Source organism: Dolichospermum sp. UHCC 0259, from assembly GCF_009711935.1.
Lineage (GTDB): Bacteria > Cyanobacteriota > Cyanobacteriia > Cyanobacteriales > Nostocaceae > Dolichospermum.
This window is the reverse complement of record NZ_VIKX01000078.1, coordinates 32,287-53,101: the sequence shown is the minus strand read 5'-3', so window position 1 is coordinate 53,101 and position 20,815 is coordinate 32,287. Positions and strand designations below refer to the sequence as shown.

General features: G+C 39.2%; 18 protein-coding genes and 1 pseudogene. 11 read left to right on the top strand and 8 right to left on the bottom strand.

What is annotated here, in order from left to right; all coding sequences use genetic code 11:
• Positions 1–183 (top strand): annotated as a pseudogene (locus tag FJR05_RS26830) (hypothetical protein); the annotation flags it as partial.
• Positions 184–292: 109 nt separating this feature from the next.
• Here FJR05_RS26830 and ureG read toward each other — a convergent pair.
• The 5 genes from ureG to shc form a co-directional block, all read right to left on the bottom strand.
• Positions 293–889 carry an urease accessory protein UreG gene (gene ureG, locus FJR05_RS06345; protein WP_168643335.1) on the bottom strand — a complete coding sequence of 199 codons (597 nt, stop codon included), beginning with the start codon at positions 887–889 and terminating at the stop codon, positions 293–295.
• Between the two features lie 5 nt (positions 890–894).
• Positions 895–1,581: an urease accessory protein UreF gene (locus FJR05_RS06340; RefSeq protein ID WP_168643334.1), complete on the bottom strand. Its 687-nt coding sequence runs from the start codon at positions 1,579–1,581 to the stop codon at positions 895–897.
• A complete protein-coding gene (gene ureE / locus FJR05_RS06335; protein WP_168643333.1) occupies positions 1,559–1,999 on the bottom strand; it encodes an urease accessory protein UreE in 441 nt (146 codons plus the stop codon). Before ureE ends, FJR05_RS06340 begins: the two co-directional genes overlap by 23 nt.
• A gap of 268 nt (positions 2,000–2,267) precedes the next feature.
• Positions 2,268–2,654: a DUF2267 domain-containing protein gene (locus FJR05_RS06330; protein WP_168643332.1), complete on the bottom strand. Its 387-nt coding sequence runs from the start codon at positions 2,652–2,654 to the stop codon at positions 2,268–2,270.
• A 224-nt stretch (positions 2,655–2,878) separates the two neighbouring features.
• Complete coding sequence (gene shc / locus FJR05_RS06325) at positions 2,879–4,786, bottom strand: squalene--hopene cyclase (protein ID WP_168643331.1); 1,908 nt, start codon at positions 4,784–4,786, stop codon at positions 2,879–2,881.
• A 151-nt stretch (positions 4,787–4,937) separates the two neighbouring features.
• On the opposite strand from shc, the gene FJR05_RS06320 reads away from it, so the two are divergent.
• Positions 4,938–6,107 (top strand): glycosyltransferase, encoded by a 1,170-nt coding sequence (locus FJR05_RS06320; protein ID WP_168643330.1) that lies wholly within the window; start codon positions 4,938–4,940, stop codon positions 6,105–6,107.
• Here the strand turns inward: FJR05_RS06320 and FJR05_RS26670 are convergent.
• The gene (locus FJR05_RS26670) at positions 6,019–6,351 is read right to left on the bottom strand and encodes a hypothetical protein (protein WP_174783599.1); all 333 of its coding nucleotides are present in this window, start codon (positions 6,349–6,351) and stop codon (positions 6,019–6,021) included. The genes FJR05_RS06320 and FJR05_RS26670 overlap by 89 nt on opposite strands.
• An 894-nt stretch (positions 6,352–7,245) precedes the next feature.
• On the opposite strand from FJR05_RS26670, the gene FJR05_RS06310 reads away from it, so the two are divergent.
• The gene (locus FJR05_RS06310) at positions 7,246–10,101 is read left to right on the top strand and encodes a DUF4114 domain-containing protein (RefSeq protein WP_168643329.1); all 2,856 of its coding nucleotides are present in this window, start codon (positions 7,246–7,248) and stop codon (positions 10,099–10,101) included.
• Positions 10,102–10,136: 35 nt separating this feature from the next.
• Here the strand turns inward: FJR05_RS06310 and FJR05_RS06305 are convergent, their stop codons facing one another.
• On the bottom strand, positions 10,137–10,841 hold the full coding sequence (locus FJR05_RS06305; protein ID WP_148766266.1) for a phosphorylase: 705 nt from the start codon (positions 10,839–10,841) through the stop codon (positions 10,137–10,139).
• An 80-nt stretch (positions 10,842–10,921) separates the two neighbouring features.
• Between FJR05_RS06305 and FJR05_RS06300 the strand changes: the two genes are divergently transcribed.
• From FJR05_RS06300 to FJR05_RS06275, 6 genes are all read left to right on the top strand, one after another.
• Positions 10,922–11,338, top strand: coding sequence for a XisH family protein (locus FJR05_RS06300; RefSeq protein WP_148766268.1), 417 nt, complete (start codon positions 10,922–10,924; stop codon positions 11,336–11,338).
• On the top strand, positions 11,326–11,652 hold the full coding sequence (locus tag FJR05_RS06295; RefSeq protein WP_148766270.1) for a XisI protein: 327 nt from the start codon (positions 11,326–11,328) through the stop codon (positions 11,650–11,652). The genes FJR05_RS06300 and FJR05_RS06295 overlap by 13 nt, the downstream gene beginning before the upstream one ends.
• Before the next feature lie 154 nt (positions 11,653–11,806).
• On the top strand, positions 11,807–14,554 hold the full coding sequence (locus tag FJR05_RS06290; RefSeq protein WP_168643328.1) for an efflux RND transporter permease subunit: 2,748 nt from the start codon (positions 11,807–11,809) through the stop codon (positions 14,552–14,554).
• A gap of 153 nt (positions 14,555–14,707) precedes the next feature.
• Positions 14,708–14,845 (top strand): hypothetical protein, encoded by a 138-nt coding sequence (locus FJR05_RS06285; protein ID WP_371416835.1) that lies wholly within the window; start codon positions 14,708–14,710, stop codon positions 14,843–14,845.
• A gap of 182 nt (positions 14,846–15,027) precedes the next feature.
• Complete coding sequence (locus tag FJR05_RS06280) at positions 15,028–16,017, top strand: ImmA/IrrE family metallo-endopeptidase (RefSeq protein ID WP_168643327.1); 990 nt, start codon at positions 15,028–15,030, stop codon at positions 16,015–16,017.
• 15 nt (positions 16,018–16,032) lie between these two features.
• Entirely contained in the window at positions 16,033–16,674 is a 642-nt protein-coding gene (locus FJR05_RS06275; protein WP_168643326.1) for a hypothetical protein, read from the top strand.
• Positions 16,675–16,819: 145 nt separating this feature from the next.
• On the opposite strand, the gene folB is transcribed toward FJR05_RS06275, so the two are convergent.
• On the bottom strand, positions 16,820–17,182 hold the full coding sequence (folB, locus tag FJR05_RS06270) for a dihydroneopterin aldolase (protein ID WP_168643325.1): 363 nt from the start codon (positions 17,180–17,182) through the stop codon (positions 16,820–16,822).
• Between the two features lie 12 nt (positions 17,183–17,194).
• Between folB and menD the strand changes: the two genes are divergently transcribed.
• Both menD and serA read left to right on the top strand, forming a co-directional pair.
• The gene (menD, locus tag FJR05_RS06265; protein WP_168643324.1) at positions 17,195–18,904 is read left to right on the top strand and encodes a 2-succinyl-5-enolpyruvyl-6-hydroxy-3-cyclohexene-1-carboxylic-acid synthase; all 1,710 of its coding nucleotides are present in this window, start codon (positions 17,195–17,197) and stop codon (positions 18,902–18,904) included.
• A 193-nt stretch (positions 18,905–19,097) separates the two neighbouring features.
• A complete protein-coding gene (gene serA / locus FJR05_RS06260) occupies positions 19,098–20,678 on the top strand; it encodes a phosphoglycerate dehydrogenase (RefSeq protein ID WP_168643323.1) in 1,581 nt (526 codons plus the stop codon).
• Positions 20,679–20,815: the final 137 nt, after the last annotated feature.

Below are 20,815 nucleotides of genomic sequence, written 5' to 3'. Positions count from 1 at the left end.
CCTACTTCTACCTACCCTATAAACTCTCGAAAGTGGGGGGAGAGTGAAAAACTACATCCCAGTGATGATTGGTTTCTTAAAAATGCAGATATAGAAACTTTAAAAAAAGTGTTTTATTTTCTCCCTAATAAAGAGCTAAAAAGCAAAGCTATAGAAGAATTAATCAACGATTTAGAATCATGATAAATCTGTATTTGTGTTTGAAAATAAATTAATCACAAGCTAACTTCATAAAAGTCCTTTAATCCTGATAGCGAAGTGTGGCGAAAGCCATAAATCCTGATTCAGACAGTTAACAAATAGCTGCATTCACAAACTGAATCACATCTCCTAAACCAACTTGAGTTTTCAGATTTGTAAAAATAAAAGGTTTATCACCGCGCATTTTTTTCGCGTCTCTTTCCATGACATTCAAATCAGCACCGACATAGGGAGCAAGATCGGTTTTATTAATCACTAATAAATCAGATTTAGTAATGCCTGGTCCACCTTTACGGGGAATTTTATCACCAGCAGCCACATCAATGACATAAATTGTTAAATCTACTAATTCAGGACTAAAAGTAGCAGCTAAATTATCTCCACCACTTTCTAAAAAGACTAAATCTAAATTGGTAAATTTTTCTTCTAATTGTTCAATTGCGGCTAAATTCATGGAAGCATCTTCACGGATAGCAGTATGGGGACAACCTCCTGTTTCTACGCCTAAAATGCGATCGCTTGACAAAGCCTGAGAACGCACTAAAAACTGAGCATCCTCTTGAGTATATATATCATTTGTCACCACCGCTAACTGATATTTTTCCCGTAAACCCTTACACAAAGCATCTACCAAAGCCGTTTTCCCCGAACCCACAGGACCAGCAACTCCTACCCGTAAAGCCGTCATAATTCTTAACTCCTAAACAACCTAGTATATTGGGTTTCGTGCTGCATACTCGCTAAAGATAAACCCCAATTACAACATCCTAAATCATCATCTGCCATTATCAAAATTTCCCCCACAGTAGTAATTAATAAAGGTTGTAAACTCAGTAATAACTCCTGTCCCGCAGTTTGTCCCAGGGGAATAATTTTGATACCAGCAGTAATTAAATTATTCGCCCAACTGTGTAAATAGGCTAATAAAGCAGCTTGAATATTTATATCCCAATGAGCGCAAGCTATAGCAAAAGCGATCGCATAATTGCCAGGATAACCCACAGCATTGACAACAGGCAAAATATCCGGTTCTAGCTTCCCCAATAATTGCATCAGAGAACGTCCCATTTGCCAACTAGCAGCCCGTAATTCCTCTGTATCCCTCGCCGCTGACAACCATAAATTCCACCGCTTTAAAGCCTGGATATCATCGCTTTTAGCCGCATAAAAACCCCTCACCATTATCGCCCCATCTAGACGAATTGAGCCATAAATCAACTCAGATTTTAGCCAATCTTGGAGATTTTCAATATTAGAAATAGTCCCATTTTCCACCAACATTTCCAACCCTTCCGAATAGCCATAAGCACCAACAGGTAAAGCTGGACTTGCTAATTGTAAAATCGCCAAAAAATGGCTATGCGTGAGAGTGATTTCCATAAGCCCCTAATTCTGGTTGAAAAGGTACAACTTCCTCTTTAATTTCTAACCCCAATTGTGTCAACATAGCAGCTAAAACCGGATCTGGAGATAAACGTAAATAAGTAGAAGTAATTTCCACAGGAATATGACGATTTCCTAAATGATACGCAGCCCTCAATAATAAAGGAATTTCTGCTAATATAGTTAAAACAGCTTCAGGTTTAGCAATAATTCTCATATAAATACTTTCAGTTTCATCTGTGAGAATATCGCCATCTTTTAACACCGTACCTCTAACTAAACGCAAAAAAACCTCCTGACCATCTGCTAATATAAATTTATGGCGGCTACGAGTTCGTTCTTCCGCAGTTAGTGGAAGAGTGAAAGTAACTATAGTATCATCATTAGGTGGGTGACGTTGAGTAAAAGTCAGCATAATTCCCGAAATTAACTTTAATAGAGGTTACGTAAGTGTCACACTAAAAATCTGTTGTAGGGTGCGTCAGACTGCATAAATCTTGCAAATAAACACATCGTTGATATCTGACGCACCCTACCAATGTGCCAGTTGCGTAAGTTTTGTTTAATTTTGATGATTTCTTACCTATAATAATTCATTTTCAATGTTTAGTAAACAAAAAAAATACCCGACTTCTTAGAGAAATCGAGTATTTTTAAATATTCCCCTTGCAAATATCTTTTAACTAAGCAAGTGAGATAGTAAATAATTCCTCATAATCATGAGAGAAATAGTTATAAAATTTGCGAAAATTTTCTGGAGAAACCGCAAGTTGGACAACAGCAAAAACAGCCCGCACGTGAATAGCAGCTATCGTGGGTTCTACCTGTTCTTTATCACTGATACATTCAATAAATTCTTGTAAATTCAAAGATTGAATAGGTTCTGTTTCACCTCCATGTAAATATTCTCTCAATTCCTGGGGTATTTGTGCTGCTAATTCTTTTCTTTCATCACTAGGAATAATTTTTTTAATAATTTCCAAGGTAGCACGAGTAGCAACTTCTGCTTCTTCACGAAATTCCGATTGAGCTAAACTTTGTACATGGGTTATAAACTCGGTATATTCCATTTTTTTATCTCCAGTATTCAAAACAATAACAGAATAATTATGCGTAAATAGTTTAAAACCTGAGTATCCTAATTCAGAAAATGGTAAATTTACTCTAGTCTAGACTTTAACCACTAACTTAACTTCATGCTAAAGAAATAGATAGAGATATATCTAAAGTGAGATTTCAGATCCCCGACTTCTCAAAGAAGTCGGGGATCTATTTTTTTTGATGTTTTCTATTACTAACGTATCGCTTGATATCGTCCTAAAGCCATTAAAGGAAAATACTGTTGATAAAGGTGATACTTCAAATAAAAATGGCAAGGAAAACCCGTCCCAGTAAAGTAAATCTCATCCCAAGTACCATCATATTTTTGTGTTTCTAATAGGTAATTAATTCCCTTTTCAATAGTATCAAGAGCTAATTTACCCGTTGCTTCACCTGCTGCTATTAACCCAATTAAAGCCCATGCTGTTTGGGATGCTGTACTGTCACCTTTTCCTTTTAAATTAGGGTCATTGTAACTAAAACAAGTTTCCCCCCAACCACCATCAGAATTTTGGACTTTCACTAACCAATTGACACCTTGATTAATATTTACAGCATATTTTACAGGATTAATTAAAGCCAAAGCTGATAAAACGCCGCTAGTTCCATAAATGTAATTTACACCCCACCGTCCAAACCAACAACCTGCTGTTTCTTGTTCTTTCACAAGATAATCTAAAGACCTTTGTAAATTATTTGGTTGAATTGATAAATTACAAGCCCCCAACATTTCTAATACTCTAGCTGAGACATCAGCCGTATTGGGATCAATCATGGCTTTCAAATCACCATAGGGGACAGCATTAAGCCATTCTTGATCATTATCAATATCAAAAGCCGCCCAACCTCCTGGTTTACATTGCATCGTCGCAATCCAATTTAAAGCCCTATCAATAGCTTGTTTTTTCAGTTCCTCATTTGGTAATTTTGCTTGATGTAAAGCCATGACAACCACAGCAGAATCATCCACATCTGGATAAAAACGATTTTCAAATTCAAACGCCCAAGCACCGGGTTTCCCTTGCTTGTTTTTGACATTCCAATCACCATAATCGAGAATTTGCTTATCTATTAACCATTCTCCAGCTTTAACAATAGCCGGATCATTTGGGGCAAAACCTGAATCTATTAAAGCCCGAATCGCCCAAGCAGTATCCCATACAGGAGAAACACAAGGTTGGACACAGTAACTATTTTCTGTTTCAATGGCAAAATTATCAACTGCTTTTAAACCCCGTTCGATAATTGGATCGTTAGCATCATAATCTAAACACTTTAACGCTAACAGAGAATTTAACATAGCGGGAATAATTCCCCCCCAATCACCTGTAACTTCTTGACGTTCTAAAATCCATTTTTCTGCGGCTTTAATTCCTTCATTTCTAAAAGGAACAAAATTGAGACTTTCTGCTAATTTAAACCCATCATCAAGGATGTTAAATATATCTGACCAATCACCATTTTTTGGTAATTGCCAAACTACATTTTCTACACCTTCAGCATATAATTCATCTAAATTAATTGGCTGATCAATTTTAAAGACTGGTTTCTGATCAAAGACAATTAATAATGGGACAGTGCTAGAACGCGCCCAACTCGAAAGTTCATAAATATTGAAGAAAAAATTATCGGGTAGTAACATTACCCAAGGTGGCAAAGAAGGAAGCCCGCGCCAATTATAACAGCCAATTAAAGCTAGATGTAACTTGGTAAAAATCCGAGTTTTGCTAATACCACCTTTAGCTAAAATCAGGGATTTCGCTTTTACCATTGCGGGATCTGTAGCGGGTACACCTAACAACCTCAAAGCCATATAAGCCTCTACAGTTGTACTTAAATCTCCACCATCACCATAAAATAATTCCCAACCTCCATGTTCTCGCTGTTGAGAACGGAGATAATTTTCAGCTTTATGTAAAGGTCTGATTTTGTCAGTTCCCCAAATCTTATGCAGTAAAACAGCTTCCGAAGTGATGGTAACATTAGATTCTAACTCCGCCCACCAATAACCATCGGGATTTTGAATAGAAAGGAGATGTTTTTGACTGGCGGCGATCGCATCAATAACTTGCTTGACTTTTGTTCTATCTTGTGTTTGCATCAAATACCTACCTCAGCACCAAAATAATATTTAAATAACATAACCGAATTACGAGAAAATTCTTCCCCAAAATCAGCAGACATTGTATTCTATCCAAGTCAGTGATAATTAAATTTGTTTTTAAGTTTTAAATGGGAGTCCAGCGACAATTATGGCAACAATTATATTGACTTTGACCCTTCTATCCTTAGTCATTTGGTTATTTTTAATCTTATTTTGGGGGCAATTTTGGCAAATTAATCACCAATTAGAAGCAATGCCAGACAAAGATATTGATAAAAACACCTTACCGACAGTGTGCGTAATCATTCCCGCCCGCAATGAAGCCGATGTCATTCCCATTAGCTTGCGATCGCTCCTCCTGCAAGACTATCCTGGTAACTTCACCATCTTCTTAGTAGACGATCAAAGTAGCGACGGTACAGCCAACTTTGCCCAAGGAGTAGCCTACGCCCTCGACAAAACCCAGCAATTGCATATTGTCTCCAGCCCCCCATTACCTCCGGGTTGGACAGGCAAATTATGGGCAATGGAACAAGGTATACAAACAGCCAGCCAATTAAAACCCGACTATTTTTTACTTACCGACGCAGATATAGAACATCATCCCAGTAACCTCCGCCGCCTAGTTGCCAAAGCCGAAGCCCAGAAATTAGACCTCGTATCCATCATGGTACGATTACGCTGTCAAAGCTTTTGGGAACAACTATTAATACCCGCCTTCGTCTTCTTCTTCCAAAAACTCTATCCATTTTCCTGGGTAAATAATCCCAAAAAAGCGATCGCCGCCGCAGCCGGAGGTTGTATTCTCATTCAACAAGAAGCCCTAAATAGAATTGGTGGACTGCAAATAATTCGTCAAGCCCTAATTGATGACTGTTCCCTAGCCAAAGCAGTCAAATCAACCAACGGAAAAATCTGGTTAGGACTCAGCACCTTAACCTATAGCTTACGCCCCTACGATTCCCTCAAAACAATCTGGGATATGGTCGCCAGAAGTGCTTACACACAACTAAATTACTCCCCTTTTCTCCTCATCGGTAGCCTCTTAGGAATGACCTTAGTTTACATAATCCCACCCATAGGAATTATTTTAGGACTGGTATTCGGGAATTGGACCATTACCCTCACCTCTTTCATCGGATACCTGCTAATGACTTTTGCCTACTTCCCAATTACTCGCTTTTACAAATGTCCCCCCGCTTTCGCTTTTACTTTACCTATTATTGCCTTTATGTATACTTGTATGACGCTAGATTCAGCATTGCAACATTGGCAAGGTCGTGGAGGTGCATGGAAAGGTAGAGTATATGCCAAATAACAAAGCATGAGAAGCAAAAGCAGCAGAGAAAGAAATTTTCCTCTTCTTCCTTCTCCTTCTCCTTCTCCTTCTCCTTCTCCTTCTCCTTCTCCTTCTCCTTCTCCTTCTCCTTCTCCTTCTCCTTCTCCTTCTTCCTTCTCCTGACTCCTGACTCCTGACTCCTGACTCCTTCTCCTGACTCCTGACTCCTGACTCCTGACTCCTTCTCCCAGAGTTTACCCCCTTGACAACCAGTAGCAGACATTTTTTCCTAAAATTCCCATTTTTACCCATTAAACACCAGCCCCAGCATTAACCACACATTAGGATTACTGGTAAAGACAGTAGATCAAAAGTAGTCAGAATATTTAAAAGAAGTCCGGATTGGACATTAACAATTAGGGATTAAGTTATAGGAAGCGGGACTTGAGAACAGGGAAGAGAAATTTTTCCCATTGACATCAAGTATCATACCGCAGACTAAATCTGATTATGATGTTTACAGCCAATGATAAAAGCCAAACTCAGAAATGTGCGTGTTATTGACCTCAAGTTCACAAAAACTTCACAACTAATAGCACAATATCCAGGCTATACTGTTTTCGGGCAATCAAAGTAAACTTTCTCGTTAGTGAAAAGCTAAAAGTCCTTAAATCAAATCAGGCATAAACTTCAGCATCTTTCTTCCTTTGGGTGTCGTCGGCAAAAACCCAAGTCTTAAATAGACCTGGATTTGATCATAAGAGGTGAAAACTTTTGTATATGAGTATGGATATAGTGAAGGTTTAATCTCGCATAGAACTTAACCTCATCTGACCATCTCGAAAAAATTATCTATACCAACTCTGGCCACTCAACTACAGTCCAGAGAAGATTCAACATACCAGGGCATTAACTACTATTCCCCTATTTCCATCCTCAGTTACTCTAACTACTCAAATTTAGAGACAAACACGCATATTTCCCCCTGGGGTATGAAATTCTATCCATTATTATCATGAACAGCAACTCTAGCAACTCAACTACAGCCTAGAGCTATTTCTTAACGCAGATTTATAGCAAATATTTGTGTAACTAACGCAAGAACGACCTATTACACCGACTTTGCTGTAACCGAAATTTATCAAACATTGAAAAAAACCAATAACACTAAACCATCATGGAACCAGATATTAACGTCACTACACTCGAAGATACCACTCTCATTGAAGACACCACTCCCATTGAAGATATCAGTTCCACTGTAGACACTACTTCCACAGAAGATACCGCTCCCCTTGAAAATACCACTTCCACTGTAGACACCACCGACACACAAGATATTAGTTCTAATGTAACCACCACCTCCACTGGAACTCCCACACCTATTGAAACCTCATTTCTCACCATTATAGATCCTGTAACTGGCGAAACTAGCCTTGTAGATCCTCTAACTGGCCAAATTACACCCACACCCAACAATGATGGTTTTGTCATCAGCGGTGCAAGTGATGATCAATTAGGCTACTCAGTTAGCAATGCCGGTGATATTAACGGTGATGGAATTGGGGATGTAGTCATTGGCTCACCTTTTAGTGATGCTAATGATAGATTTAGCTCTGGAAAAACCTATGTGGTCTTTGGCAGCAAAGAGAACTTTAAACAAGTTATAGACCCTACCACTCTCAATGGGACTACAGGCTTTGTGATTAATGGGGCAGGAGAAGGTGATGACTCAGGCCATTCCGTTAGCAATATTGGGGATATTAACGGTGATGGAGTTGATGATCTAGCCATTGGCGCACCCTTTTCGGACATCAATGGAAATAATTCCGGGGCTGGTTATGTCATCTTTGGTAGCAAAGAGTCCAACTATTTTAGTAATCCCATCGAACTCTCCAACCTTGAATCTAGCCAGGGTTTTAGCATCCAAGGTATTCAATCTGATTATCTTGCAGGTTGGGCTGTTAGCAGTGCCGGCGACTTTAATGATGATGGCATCAAAGACCTATTAATTGGTGCCACAAATCTTCATGATGACGGAACTCCTGGTAAAGGAGAAGCCTATGTTATCTTTGGCAAAAAAGATGGTTTTGATTCCAGCTTAAACCTTGCCAATATTGGCGGCTTAGGTTTAAAAATCATCAGTGATGAAACTGACCTAAATAACCTGGGATATTCCCTGAGTGACGCTGGCGATATCAACGGTGATGGAATTGATGACATCATTTTTGGTGCGCCTTCTGCTAACACCAATGGCGATAATTCTGGAAGAAGTTTTGTTATTTATGGACGGAAGACTGACCCCCAAAATCCCCCTACTTCCAATATTATCAACGTCTCCAACCTCAGTATTAGCAGTGGTTTGATCATCAACGGACAAGCAGGTGAGCAATCAGGCTTCTCTGTTAGCAAAGCTGGAGATATCAACGGTGACGGCATCGGTGACCTAATTATAGGTGCAAGAAATGGCAATCCCAATAACAAAGAACTGGCTGGCAGAAGCTATGTAGTCTTTGGTAACAAAAACGGTTTTAGTTCTAGCATCAATCTTGCTAACCTTAATGGCAGCAATGGCTTTACCATCAACGGTATTGCCCCCTTTGACAACTCCGGCTGGTCTGTCAGTGGTTTAGGAGATTTTAACGATGATGGTATTGATGACATCATCATTGGGGCAAAGAAAGCTACTAATAATGCTGGACAAGCCTATGTCATTTATGGTAGCAAGCAAGGCTTTGGCTCTACCTTTGAACTCTCAATTTTCGATACACCTGAGTACGATGGTGAAAAAGGCTTTATCATTGACGGTCTTGAAAATAGTAACTTAGGTCAGTCAGTCAGTGGTGCTGGAGATGTCAATGGTGATGGTGTTAATGATTTGATTATTGGCGCTCCCTTGGCTAATTCTCAAGCAGGTGAAGCCTATGTGATCTTCGGAACTCCTGCTGCCACATCTGCTGGTACACCTGATGTTAATCCAACTTCCACTGGCACCGGCACTGTTAGCGATTTCCTAACGCTAGTTAGTGATAATGTCTTCAATATCAAAGGCAACAACGGCAAAGCAACACTGGAAGTAAAATTAACAGGACCAAATTCCGGTCGCAATGAAATTGGAGTATTTACTGTTGATGATGCGTCTGGTAAAGTTGATGGTATTGCCCCCGATGAAGCGGGTTATGCAGAAAAAGCATTAGCAAAAGGTCAGGTAGTTTTCTCTACCCTTACTAATCTTCCTGCTGGATTTGATCCTACTAGCCTGGACAGGTTATTAAGATTTAACTCCAATGACAATTTGAGATTCTACTTGGTTAAAGACGGTTCAACCGATTCTGTACTGAGTAATAACACCTCTATTGGCAATGTCCTGTTTGCCAACCCTGCTAATCTCAAGATTACAGATTTGGGATCTGATCAGTATTCCCTAGATTGGGAAGATGGTTCTGGTAATCCTAGCGGCTTTGAGGATTTTCCGTTAACAATTCAGGCAAGTGATCGCGCTACAGCTTTGGGGACATCTCTGCAAAATAAACCACAAGGTGAATCTCTAGATTTACGGGGTATTACTGGTGCAGTAACCGCTAGTTTTACGGTTAACCGAGAAGCAAGTTACAACAATTTCATTGGTTTTTATCGCGTAGTTGATGAGAACGGCGGTATTGATACCAATGGAGATGGTACGGCTGATATTCTCCCAGGACAAAATGGCTATGTTCAAGCAGCTATTAATGGTCGTGTTTCTGACATTAATTTAGCTGTGAACAACGGTGGAACGGCAAATTTCAATAATACGCTTCAAGGTGGCTCTATATATGTACCATTTCTTGTTGTGAATGGTACACCTGATGCCCTACTTGATAGTAATCCTAATAATAATCCAGATATTTACTTTACCTTCTTGGGTGCGAACTCAGATGGTGTAGATCATGTGCGGATGTTAGGTGATAATACCTTTGGTTTTGAGGATTTACGTGGTGGTGGTGATAAAGATTTTAATGATGTGATTGTTAAAGTCAATTTGGCTCAAGCGTAAAAGATATTTCTCAGGTTTGAGAATATTCATCAGAATCAGATCCCCGACTTCTTAGAGAAGTCGGGGATCTTGTTAGGAGTAAATAATAATTGTGTGACTGCTGTTAAAGTTTTGAGTCCTTTTAGTGAACCTGTAATTAATCGAGTCGCTGCTAGGGGTTGACGGATGAATTCCCAAGCTAAGGGTAAAGGTTGTAATGAACCGTCTGCACCAATGGCTGATGTGATATTGGGGATGTCATGATGAGCATCATCGCTAACTACTCGCAGGATGGCTATTTGTACCTGTGGAGAAACTGGTTGCTGGAAAAATTCTAGAAAAGCGTATCCTTCCATATCTACAACGTCAGCACCGGATTGTTCATATAACTGGCGTTTTTCTGTGGCTTTATATAAGAGGCGATCGCTCGTTAACCCTTTGACTAAAGATACACGATCACCAAGTTGATTATGTATATCTGCGGTGAAGGAATTATTGCCCTCTTGCAGATTTCCTTGATAAAGACAATTTTGATATAAAACAATATCTCCAATTTGATATTTTTGGCTCAAGCTACCGCACAAACCCATCATCAGCATCCGATTTGCTTGACCATGGGTGAATTGTTGTAAATATTTCCGCACTGGTTCGATTCCCATTGGTATCGCTAATACCTTGGCTTGGGAACTGGGGACGCGACTTAATCCGCGACAGACGGCTTGATATTCTGCTCCCTGGGGGACTAAGATCAAAGTTGACATGAGAATGAGAAATTTAGAAACTATTTTCCTTTGACTACAAATAGTATAGAATACTAAGATCCAAGAATTTAATGTTATCCGTGTCTGCCAAAGATATTTTTCATGAATCAGTAAAAAAAGCTTTAGAAAAAGAACAGTGGGTGATTACAGATGATCCACTAAAATTTAAATTTGGTGATGTTAATTTTCAGATTGATTTAGCTGCCCAGAAATTACTTGCTGCCGAAAAAGCAGGTGAGAAAATAGCTGTAGAAATCAAAAGTTTTCTCAATCCTTCGGCAATTACAGACTTTTACGCTGCGTTAGGTCAGTTCCTTAGTTATCGTCTAGCATTGGAAACTATTGAACCAAATCGTATACTGTACTTAGCGATTCCCTTAGATGCTTATGAAATATTTTTCCAACTTGAATTTACTCAAATTGCGCTACAAAGATATCAAGTACCATTAGTAGTCTATGAACCCAGGAAAGAGGTAATTTTTAAATGGATAAAATAGCTAAATATCGAGAATATATTCAAACTTTGTTAACTAGTTACGCCAAAGATGATGATGATGATGAACTACAACTGATTTTTGATACCCAAAGGGATCATTACCAATGGATGAATGTCGGTTGGCAAGAACTACATCGAGTTTATCGTAGTGTCATGCACTTTGATATTAAAGATGGCAAAATTTGGTTACAACAGAATTTGACAGACCAAAATCCTGCTGAGGAGTTAGTAAAAATGGGTGTTCCTAAAGAAGATATTGTGTTGGGGTTGCATCCACCATATAAGCGTCCATATACAGATTATGGTGTTGCTTAGAATCCTTTGAACAAGGAACGAGAAGATTAAGGATTTACAATGACTAAAGCTCTACAACCATTTTCACCCTAGAAGTTCTATACTAACCTGTCAGTTGTCAGTGATCAAAAGACCGATGACTAATGACTAATGACTAAGATAATAATTTTATCAGATGGTAAAGACTAATAACTCAGAATCTGCCCGCGAAAGCTTCAATATTTCCAAATTAGCGATTAAGTTTTCTTGGTTGACGGTGTGTTTTTGGATAGGTATAGCGGTAGCTGGTGTCCTGGCCTTGAGTTCCCTCAAATATGCTTTATTTCCAGATATCACCTTTCCGGTAGTGGTGGTAAATGTCCAAGCACCTTTAACATCAGCCCTAGATACGGAAGAAAAACTCACTAAACCACTGGAGGAAAGTCTCAAATCACTGGTGGGACTTGAGGATATTCGTTCATCAACTTATCCTGGTCAAACTGCTGTAGTTTCCTCTTTTGTGGTGGGTACAAATTTAGAAACTGCGACTAATAAAATTTCTCAGATCGTTAATCAATTAAATCTACCTAAGAATGCCACTAAAAAAATCATCCCTTTGAATCTGAACGAATCAGCGGCTGTTAGCTATGCCATTGAAAGTTCTTCTGGGAAGATTGATAATTTACAGCAACTGGTAAAAGATAAAATTGTCCCTAGTATAGCTAAATTACCAGGAGTTCTGAAAGTCTCTCTGTTAGGGGAAGTGAGTACGAATGCACCACCACCAACAGCAACCAATGGATTACCCCCAGCCGGTACTTTAATCAGGTTCAATGGTAAACAGGCTTTAGCCTTTCAGGTCATTAAAAAAGGTGATGCTAATACCTTAGAAGTAGTTAATCGGGTAGAAAAAGAAGTACAACAGCTAAGGTCTGGCTTAAAAGATGTTACTCTCACTTTAGCTGCTACCCAAGCTGAATATATCCGCAACGCCACCCATTCCACCATAGATGCCCTGATCGAAGCGATAATTTTATCAATTGTCGTCATCTTTCCCTTTTTATGGAATTGGCAAGCTACCCTAATTTCTGCCTTAGCTATTCCCATATCTTTGCTAGGGACATTTATCGTTATGGCGATATATGGCTTTAACCTAGAAACCATCACCCTGTTAGCCTTAGCTTTAGTCATTGGCTCGATAGTAGATGATGCCATAGTTGATGTAGAAAATATCATGCGGCATATCGAAGAAGGCAAAACCCCCCGCGAAGCCGCTTTGATAGCCACTAATGAAATTGGTTTAACTGTCACCGCAGCCACTTTGACAGCGGTAGCAGTATTTTTGCCTATTGGTTTAATGGGTGGTGTCATTGGTCAGTTTTTTAAACCCTTTGGGATTACCGTTTCTGCTGCCATGCTGACATCTTTGTTAGTAGCCCGAACCTTATCACCAGTCTTAGCTATTTATTGGCTTAAAGCTAAACCATCCAGTTCTCCTCAGAAGCAAAGTAAAATTTGGCTAGAATTTGATCAAGCTTATCGGAACTTGTTAGCCTGGTCTTTGCAGCACCGCTTGATAGTTGTTGGGTTAGCTATAAGTAGTTTAATTGCTGGTCTTGCCCTGATTCCCCTAATTCCCAAAGGATTTATTCCTAAACTTGACCGAGGAGAATTTAATATTGTCTATACTGCGACCTTACCTAGTCTTCCTGGGGATCTTGCACAAGGGGTGCAAGGAGGACTAGGACAACCAGGAGGACAAGCAGGACAACTGGGACAAATGGGACAAAAAGATAAATTAGGAAATTCGTCTTTATCTGCTGCGGCTTTGGCTGCTTCATCATCTTCTATTCCTTTTGCTATTCCTTTAAACGATTCTTTGGATATTGCTAAGAAACTGGAAGAAGTAGTGAGAAGGTTCCCCGCAGTGGCAACGGTATTTACTACTGTGGGTTCTCGTGAAGGTGAACCAAACAAGGGGACGCTATACGTTAAGCTCAAAGCAGAGCGAGAAGTGAAAACGGCAGAAGTACAAGACCAACTCCGTGCCGCTTTGCCAAAGTTGGCTGGTGTAACCACAAGTGTAGAGGATATTCAATTTGTAGACACCGGTGGACAAAAACCTCTGCAAATAGCTTTGCAAGGTAATGATATCAAAGCTTTGACGACAGCAGCTAAAGCGGTAAAAGCTCGAATTGAGAAAATATCTGGTTTTGCTGATGTGACTATTACAGGTGCGTCTCATCAACAAGATGGGATTTTGCAAATTGAAAGGTTGAATAATCAGCGAGTAGTTTATATCGGTGCTAACCTGGGTCAAAATTTAACTTTAGGTAATGCAACTGATCAAGTCGTAGCTGAAGCTAAAGCTGTGATGCCGGCTGGTGTGTCTTTGAATTTAGGGGGAGATTCTGCCCGTCAAAATGAGGTTTTTGGGAGTTTTGGCACAACTTTGGGATTATCGGCACTTTGTATTATTGTGGTGCTAATTTGGTTGTTTAAAAGTTGGGTAGATCCCATAGTTATTGGTCTTTCTTTACCTTTAGCAGTGGTTGGGGCGTTGCTGGCACTGCTATTTACAAAAAGTGATTTTGGGATGATATCTCTGATTGGTTTTGTGTTTCTGCTGGGGATTACTAACAAAAATGCGATTTTAATCGTAGATTACATTAATCAGTTACGGGATTCTGGACTAGAACGGACTGAGGCAATTCTTAAAGCTGGACCTGTACGTTTACGTCCCATTATGATGACAACCGCGGCAACAATTTTGGGGATGGTTCCTATTGCTTTGGGTTTAGGTGCGGGTTCGGAATTGCGATCGCCTATGGCTGTATCTATAGCCGGTGGTCTGGTCAGTTCGACTATTCTCAGCCTAGTTGTTGTCCCAGTATTCTACGCCATTTTAGATGATTGGTTTCCTAGAAAGAAGATAAAACAATAACAACTCGTAGGGTGCGTCAAAAGTTAATCTAATAATTAGATCGATGAATTAACAAGTTTGACGCACCATTTCAGTAGAAAACAATAGGTTTGGATGAGTAAAAAATATCAAAATATTGCGTTAGTTTGAAGCAAGTATCCATGATGTAGAAATATGTGTACAGTCGTGCGGGGTATTTTACTCAAAGGAGTTGGTTTAGATGTGTTGTGGATTCATGTTTTAGCATTACTTAGTTTTGCTGTGGTGTTGTTGAGTATTAGTGTGAGTAAGTTTCGTAATCAGTTGAGTTAAGTAGAGGGATTTGATATTTGAGATGGTGTATTACATTATAAATTATGCTATAATATGGTAAATATGTACTAAACAGCTACTCCTACCAAAAAATGTTTCCAGAAGTGCAGCAAGAATGTCATTATATAAATGCTGTGTCGAATTAAGGTCTGGAGTCAGTTGATAGTCAGCGGAGGGATTGTATGAGTCAAACACTGGAAATGCCAACGCTATATGCTCGTTTGTTAAAAATGGGTTTTCCACCAACATTCATCCAAGAGAAGGCTTTACCTGAGTGGTGGAATAGTGATATGGAAAAAAATCCTGTTGCTGTAATGGAAGCAGCCGGTTATATTTCCAAGCGTCTAGGGTTAGATATAGCATCAGTGTTTAATCCCAATGTTCCCATAGAATTTAAAAAAGTTAATAGTTCTAAGTTTAAAAAAAGGCAAAATACTGATGAGCAGAGCCTATTAGTTGCTCAAAGGTTAGCAACACGAATAGCTGAAATGGCTGGATATGCTTCTAAATCGCCTTTTAAAGGAGTTGTCGCGGATGCTTCTGAAATTCGGAGAATTATTCTCCAAAATAATCCTTGGGTAGACCTTGATGGTCTTGTTAACTTTTGTTGGTCTTGTGGCATTCCAGTTATACATTTTTCGGATTTCCCTCCAAAAACCCCTAAAATGGATGGAATGGCCGCACATTTAAATGGTCGCCCAATAATTGTAATTAGTTCAGGCTGGAAATTTTCTGCTCGTTTAGTTTTTGTTATTGCTCATGAACTGGGACATATTGTTTTTGGTCATGTTCAAGATGGAGTGTTAATTGATGAAAATATACTAGAGGAGATTACAGACCAAGAAGAGAAAGAAGCTAATGATTTTGCTGTGAAACTGCTTTTTGGAGACAATCAGTATAGTTGGGGGCAAATGTCAAGTGCTGTAGACCTAGCACGCACCGCACGCAAACTTGGTAATCAAGATCAAGTAGACCCCGGCGTAGTAGCTTTAAACTATGCTTGGCAAAAATCAAATTGGCCTATTGGAATGGGTGCATTAAAAATTATTGAACCTAAAGCCAATGCTTCTGCAAAAATCAATAAATTTCTTTCTGATAATTTAGACTGGGACGAATTGGACTCAGATAGCGAAGAATATCTTAGACTGGTAACAGGGTGTAATTTTGTCTAAGATAGGAGTGTATTCTTGTTAGTCTATTTAGTTGATAATGATGTCATTTTAGAACTGGCATCATACAATCTCTTTTGGGATATGATTACCAGTTTAAATACATCTCAGAAAGATATCAGAGTTCTACCTACAGCTTCAGATTTTTTTGGTGGCTCGTCTAGGTTAAGAAGAAAATATAAAGAGCAAAGTATTCAAAGTGCTAAATCCATAGCTGATAAATGCCAAAAAATTGATCAGGGATCAATTGATATTTCAGAATTACCATGCTTATCTGTAGAAGGAATTGACTCTGGAGAAGCCTTGCTTGTTGCTGCAACAAAAGAGGAAGCTAATTTTTACATATTAACTAGTGACAAAAGATTTTTAAAAGCTCTATCAAATTCTAATTTAGCTAATATTAATCAACGGCTCTGTCAAAGGATAATTTGTTTAGAGCAATTGTTGATAAACTTGATTAGTAATGATAATGATTTTGATAAAATACGGCGCAGAATTATTTCATCTGATTTATGTAATCAAAATATTGCTGAAGTTTTTGCAGATGGTAAGCTGACAAAAAAAGAAAGAGCCTTAGTAATTCTTGAAGATCGTGTAAAAGAGCTACGCTCTCTAACGGGAGATTTACTAATTGAAAGTTTACCTCCACCACCTATTTAGATCAAAAACCTAGATCCTTAATCGAAAAATCCTATTCACATAATACAGTCACTTGTTTGTTTTCAGATAATATTCGAGGAGAAATAGTTGCTTGAATTTCTTCACCCTTTTTTTGTTCTGCGATTCCTACAGAGCGCTTACGCTATTAGACTTTACTTTTAGTCAATTCGATACTAATTTTGCCGCTAAAATCAGGAATAGGTGCAGCGGGTTTACTGAGAATAACTTGTACTTGATTAATCCCCTCCTGATCCTCTAAAATACCATCAGCGATCGCTCCAGCTAGTCTTTCCACCAATGCAAACTTTGAGGTTTTCAGCAAATTTTGCACTAAGCTAATTATCTGCCGATAATCTATAGTATCCTCAATATTATCTGTTTTAGCAGGTTTGGAAAGATCCACCCATAATTTCACATCTACCTCAAACCATTGTCCTAATGTTTGTTCTTCTGGTAAAAATCCAGTATAACCATAGCCACGAATTCCTGTTAAATGAATACAGTCCATAATCTCTAATCAATGCAACTTACTTTTAATAATCTTAATCTCCTTTGGTCTTATGTATTAACAGAAACCCTCAAACGCTTGGGTTTAAAATGCGCTGTTATCTGTCCTGGTTCTCGTTCTACACCATTAACGGTGGCTTTTGTTCAACAAATACCAGATATTGAAGCTATTCCCATTTTAGATGAACGTTCAGCGGCTTTTTTTGCGTTGGGACAAGCTAAGGCAACGGAAAAACCTGTAGTATTAGTTTGTACTTCGGGAACTGCGGGGGCAAATTTTTATCCAGCGGTCATTGAAGCTAGGGAAAGTCGCGTCCCTTTGTTAATATTAACCACTGATAGACCGGCAGAATTGCGAAATTGTCATTCTGGACAAACTATTGATCAGGTGAAATTATACGGTAATTATCCCAATTGGCAAGGGGAATTAACTATACCTTCTCCAGATATGGGAATGTTAGATTATCTCCGACAAACGGTAATTCACGCTTGGGAACGTTGTCAATTTCCCAATTCTGGCGCAGTACATTTAAATATACCTTTTCGTGACCCTCTCGCGCCCATTCCCGACGGTACAGAGTTTACCTTAGATGTGGAAGATTTTTTTGGGGGAATAGTTTCCACCCCATTACCAATTACCAATTACCAATTACCAGTTACCAATTGTCAAAAAGGCATTATCATCGCTGGTGTAGCCCAACCACAAGCCCCGGAGGAGTATTGTAGAGCGATCGCCCACCTTTGTCAAACTCTCCAATGGCCTGTTTTAGCTGAAGGACTTTCCCCCGTTAGAAATTACGCAGACTTAAATCCCTATTTAATTTCTACCTATGATATTATTCTCAGAAATCAACAACTTGCCCAAGAATTAACACCAGAAATAGTTATTCAAATTGGCGAAATGCCCACAAGTAAAGAATTACGTAATTTCTTAACTAGTGCTAAACCACAACGTTTTGTCATTGATAATTGTGATCAAAACTTAGACCCTTTACATGGAAAAACCACCCATTTAAGAATTTCAGTCACAGAAATTAGTAAATTAGAAATTGAAAATTTGGGAGAAAGTGAGTATTTACAAAAATGGTGTACAGCAGAAAAGCAAGTCAGAAAAAATATTGATGATGATTTGGAAAATGTAGATGAATTAATCGAGAGTAAAGTTGCTTGGTTAATTTCCCAAATCCTGCCACCAGAAACACCCATATTTATTGCTAATAGTATGCCAGTACGAGATGTGGAATTTTTCTGGAAACCCAATAATTTGAGAATTAAACCCTATTTTAATCGAGGCGCAAATGGCATTGATGGCACACTTTCCACTGCTTTAGGAATAGCACATCATCAGCAAAGTAGTGTGATGTTAACAGGAGATTTATCCTTATTGCATGACACCAATGGTTTTTTGATTAACAATAAATTTATTGGACATTTAACAATTATCTTAATTAATAACAACGGTGGAGGAATTTTTGAAATGTTACCTATTGCCAAATTTAATCCACCTTTTGAGGAATTTTTTGCCACACCCCAAAACATTGATTTCTCTCAGTTATGCGCGACTTACAATGTGCAACATGAATTAATTACTTCTTGGGAAGAATTAGAAAATAGATTAAAGTATTTACCAAAGACAGGAATTAGAGTTTTAGAAGTCAAGACAAACAGGAAAAGAGACGTGATGTGGAGAAAAGAAAATTTAGTGAAATTCGGTAATTGGTAATTGGTAATTGGTAATTGCTAAATAAGGAGAATATTTTTGCTTCTTTCTTCTTTCTTCTTTCTTTCTTCTCCTGACTGCTGACTCCTGACTCCTGACTTCTCAAAAAATAGATAATTTTTCCCCAAGTGCCACAGATAAAGATTAAACTAAAAAGTCTTGTACAGCAAACCCTGTCAACCAAAATCAAGTAATTATGTCCAAGGTTCTTGTCTCAGATCCAATAGATCAAGTTGGTATTGATATTCTTTCCCAAGTAGCTACAGTTGATGTCAAAACCAGCCTCAAACCAGATGAACTAAAAGCCATCATTGGCGAGTATGACGCGCTGATGATCCGGTCTGGAACTCGCGTTACTCAAGAAATTATAGAAGCCGGTACAAAATTAAAAATTATTGGCCGTGCTGGTGTGGGTGTGGACAACGTTGATGTTCCCGCAGCTACCCGCAAAGGGATTGTCGTCGTCAATTCCCCAGAAGGTAATACCATTGCCGCAGCCGAACACGCTTTAGCCATGATGTTGTCCTTATCTCGTCATATTCCTGATGCTAATGCTTCAGTAAAACGTGGTGAATGGGACCGTAAAAGTTATGTTGGTTCGGAAGTATACAAAAAAACCCTCGGCGTTGTCGGGTTAGGAAAAATTGGTTCTCATGTTGCTAGTGTCGCTAAGGCTATGGGGATGAAACTCCTAGCCTATGATCCATTTATCTCCACAGAACGAGCCGAACAACTGGGATGTCAACTGGTAGACTTAAATTTGTTATTCCAGCAAGCCGACTATATCACCTTACACATTCCCAAAACCACAGAAACCGCTAACTTAATCAACGCTAAAACTTTGGCGTTAATGAAACCCACTACCCGGATTATTAACTGCGCTCGTGGTGGCATTATTGATGAAGCGGCTTTAGCAGTGGCAATCAGAGATGGTGTAATTGCTGGGGCGGCGTTAGATGTGTTCGATTCCGAACCATTAGGTGAATCAGAATTGCGATCGCTCGGTAAAGATGTTATTCTTACACCTCACCTCGGTGCTTCCACTGCTGAAGCCCAAGTTAACGTCGCCATAGATGTGGCTGAACAAATTCGGGATGTGTTATTAGGACTACCCGCCCGTTCCGCTGTGAATATTCCTGGACTTGGCCCTGATATTCTGGAAGAACTCAAGCCTTACATGGAATTAGCAGAAACCTTGGGGAACTTAGTTGGTCAACTCACCGGCGGCAGAGTTGAGACACTTAATGTTACACTGCAAGGAGAACTGGCAACTAATAAAAGTCAACCTTTGGTCATAGCTGCCCTCAAAGGACTTCTTTACCAAGCCCTGCGGGAACGGGTAAATTATGTCAACGCCACCATAGAAGCCAAAGAACGAGGAATTAGGGTTATTGAAACCAGGGACGCTTCGGCACGGGATTATGCTGGTTCGTTGCATCTTCAAGCCACAGGGACTCTAGGTACACATTCTGTTACAGGTGCTTTGTTGGGTGATAAGGAAATCCACTTAACGGATGTTGACGGTTTCCCCATTAACGTTCCTCCCAGCAAATATATGCTGTTTACCCGACACCGTGATATGCCCGGTATTATTGGTAAACTGGGTTCTCTACTAGGTAGCTTTAATGTCAATATTGCCAGTATGCAGGTAGGTCGGAAAATCGTTCGTGGCGATGCTGTGATGGCTCTGAGTATTGATGATCCTTTACCCGATGGCATTTTAGCGGAAATTAAAAAAGTGGAAGGTATTCGAGACGCTTATACAGTCACACTTTAATTCTGGACTACGATTTTTGTGATTGATTTGATGGGGATGATGTCTGAACTGTGATTTTTGTGATTGATTTGATGAAGATGATTCAATCATTGGATTGTCTTTGATAATCATCACAATCATAGTTTAGTTTGATATTT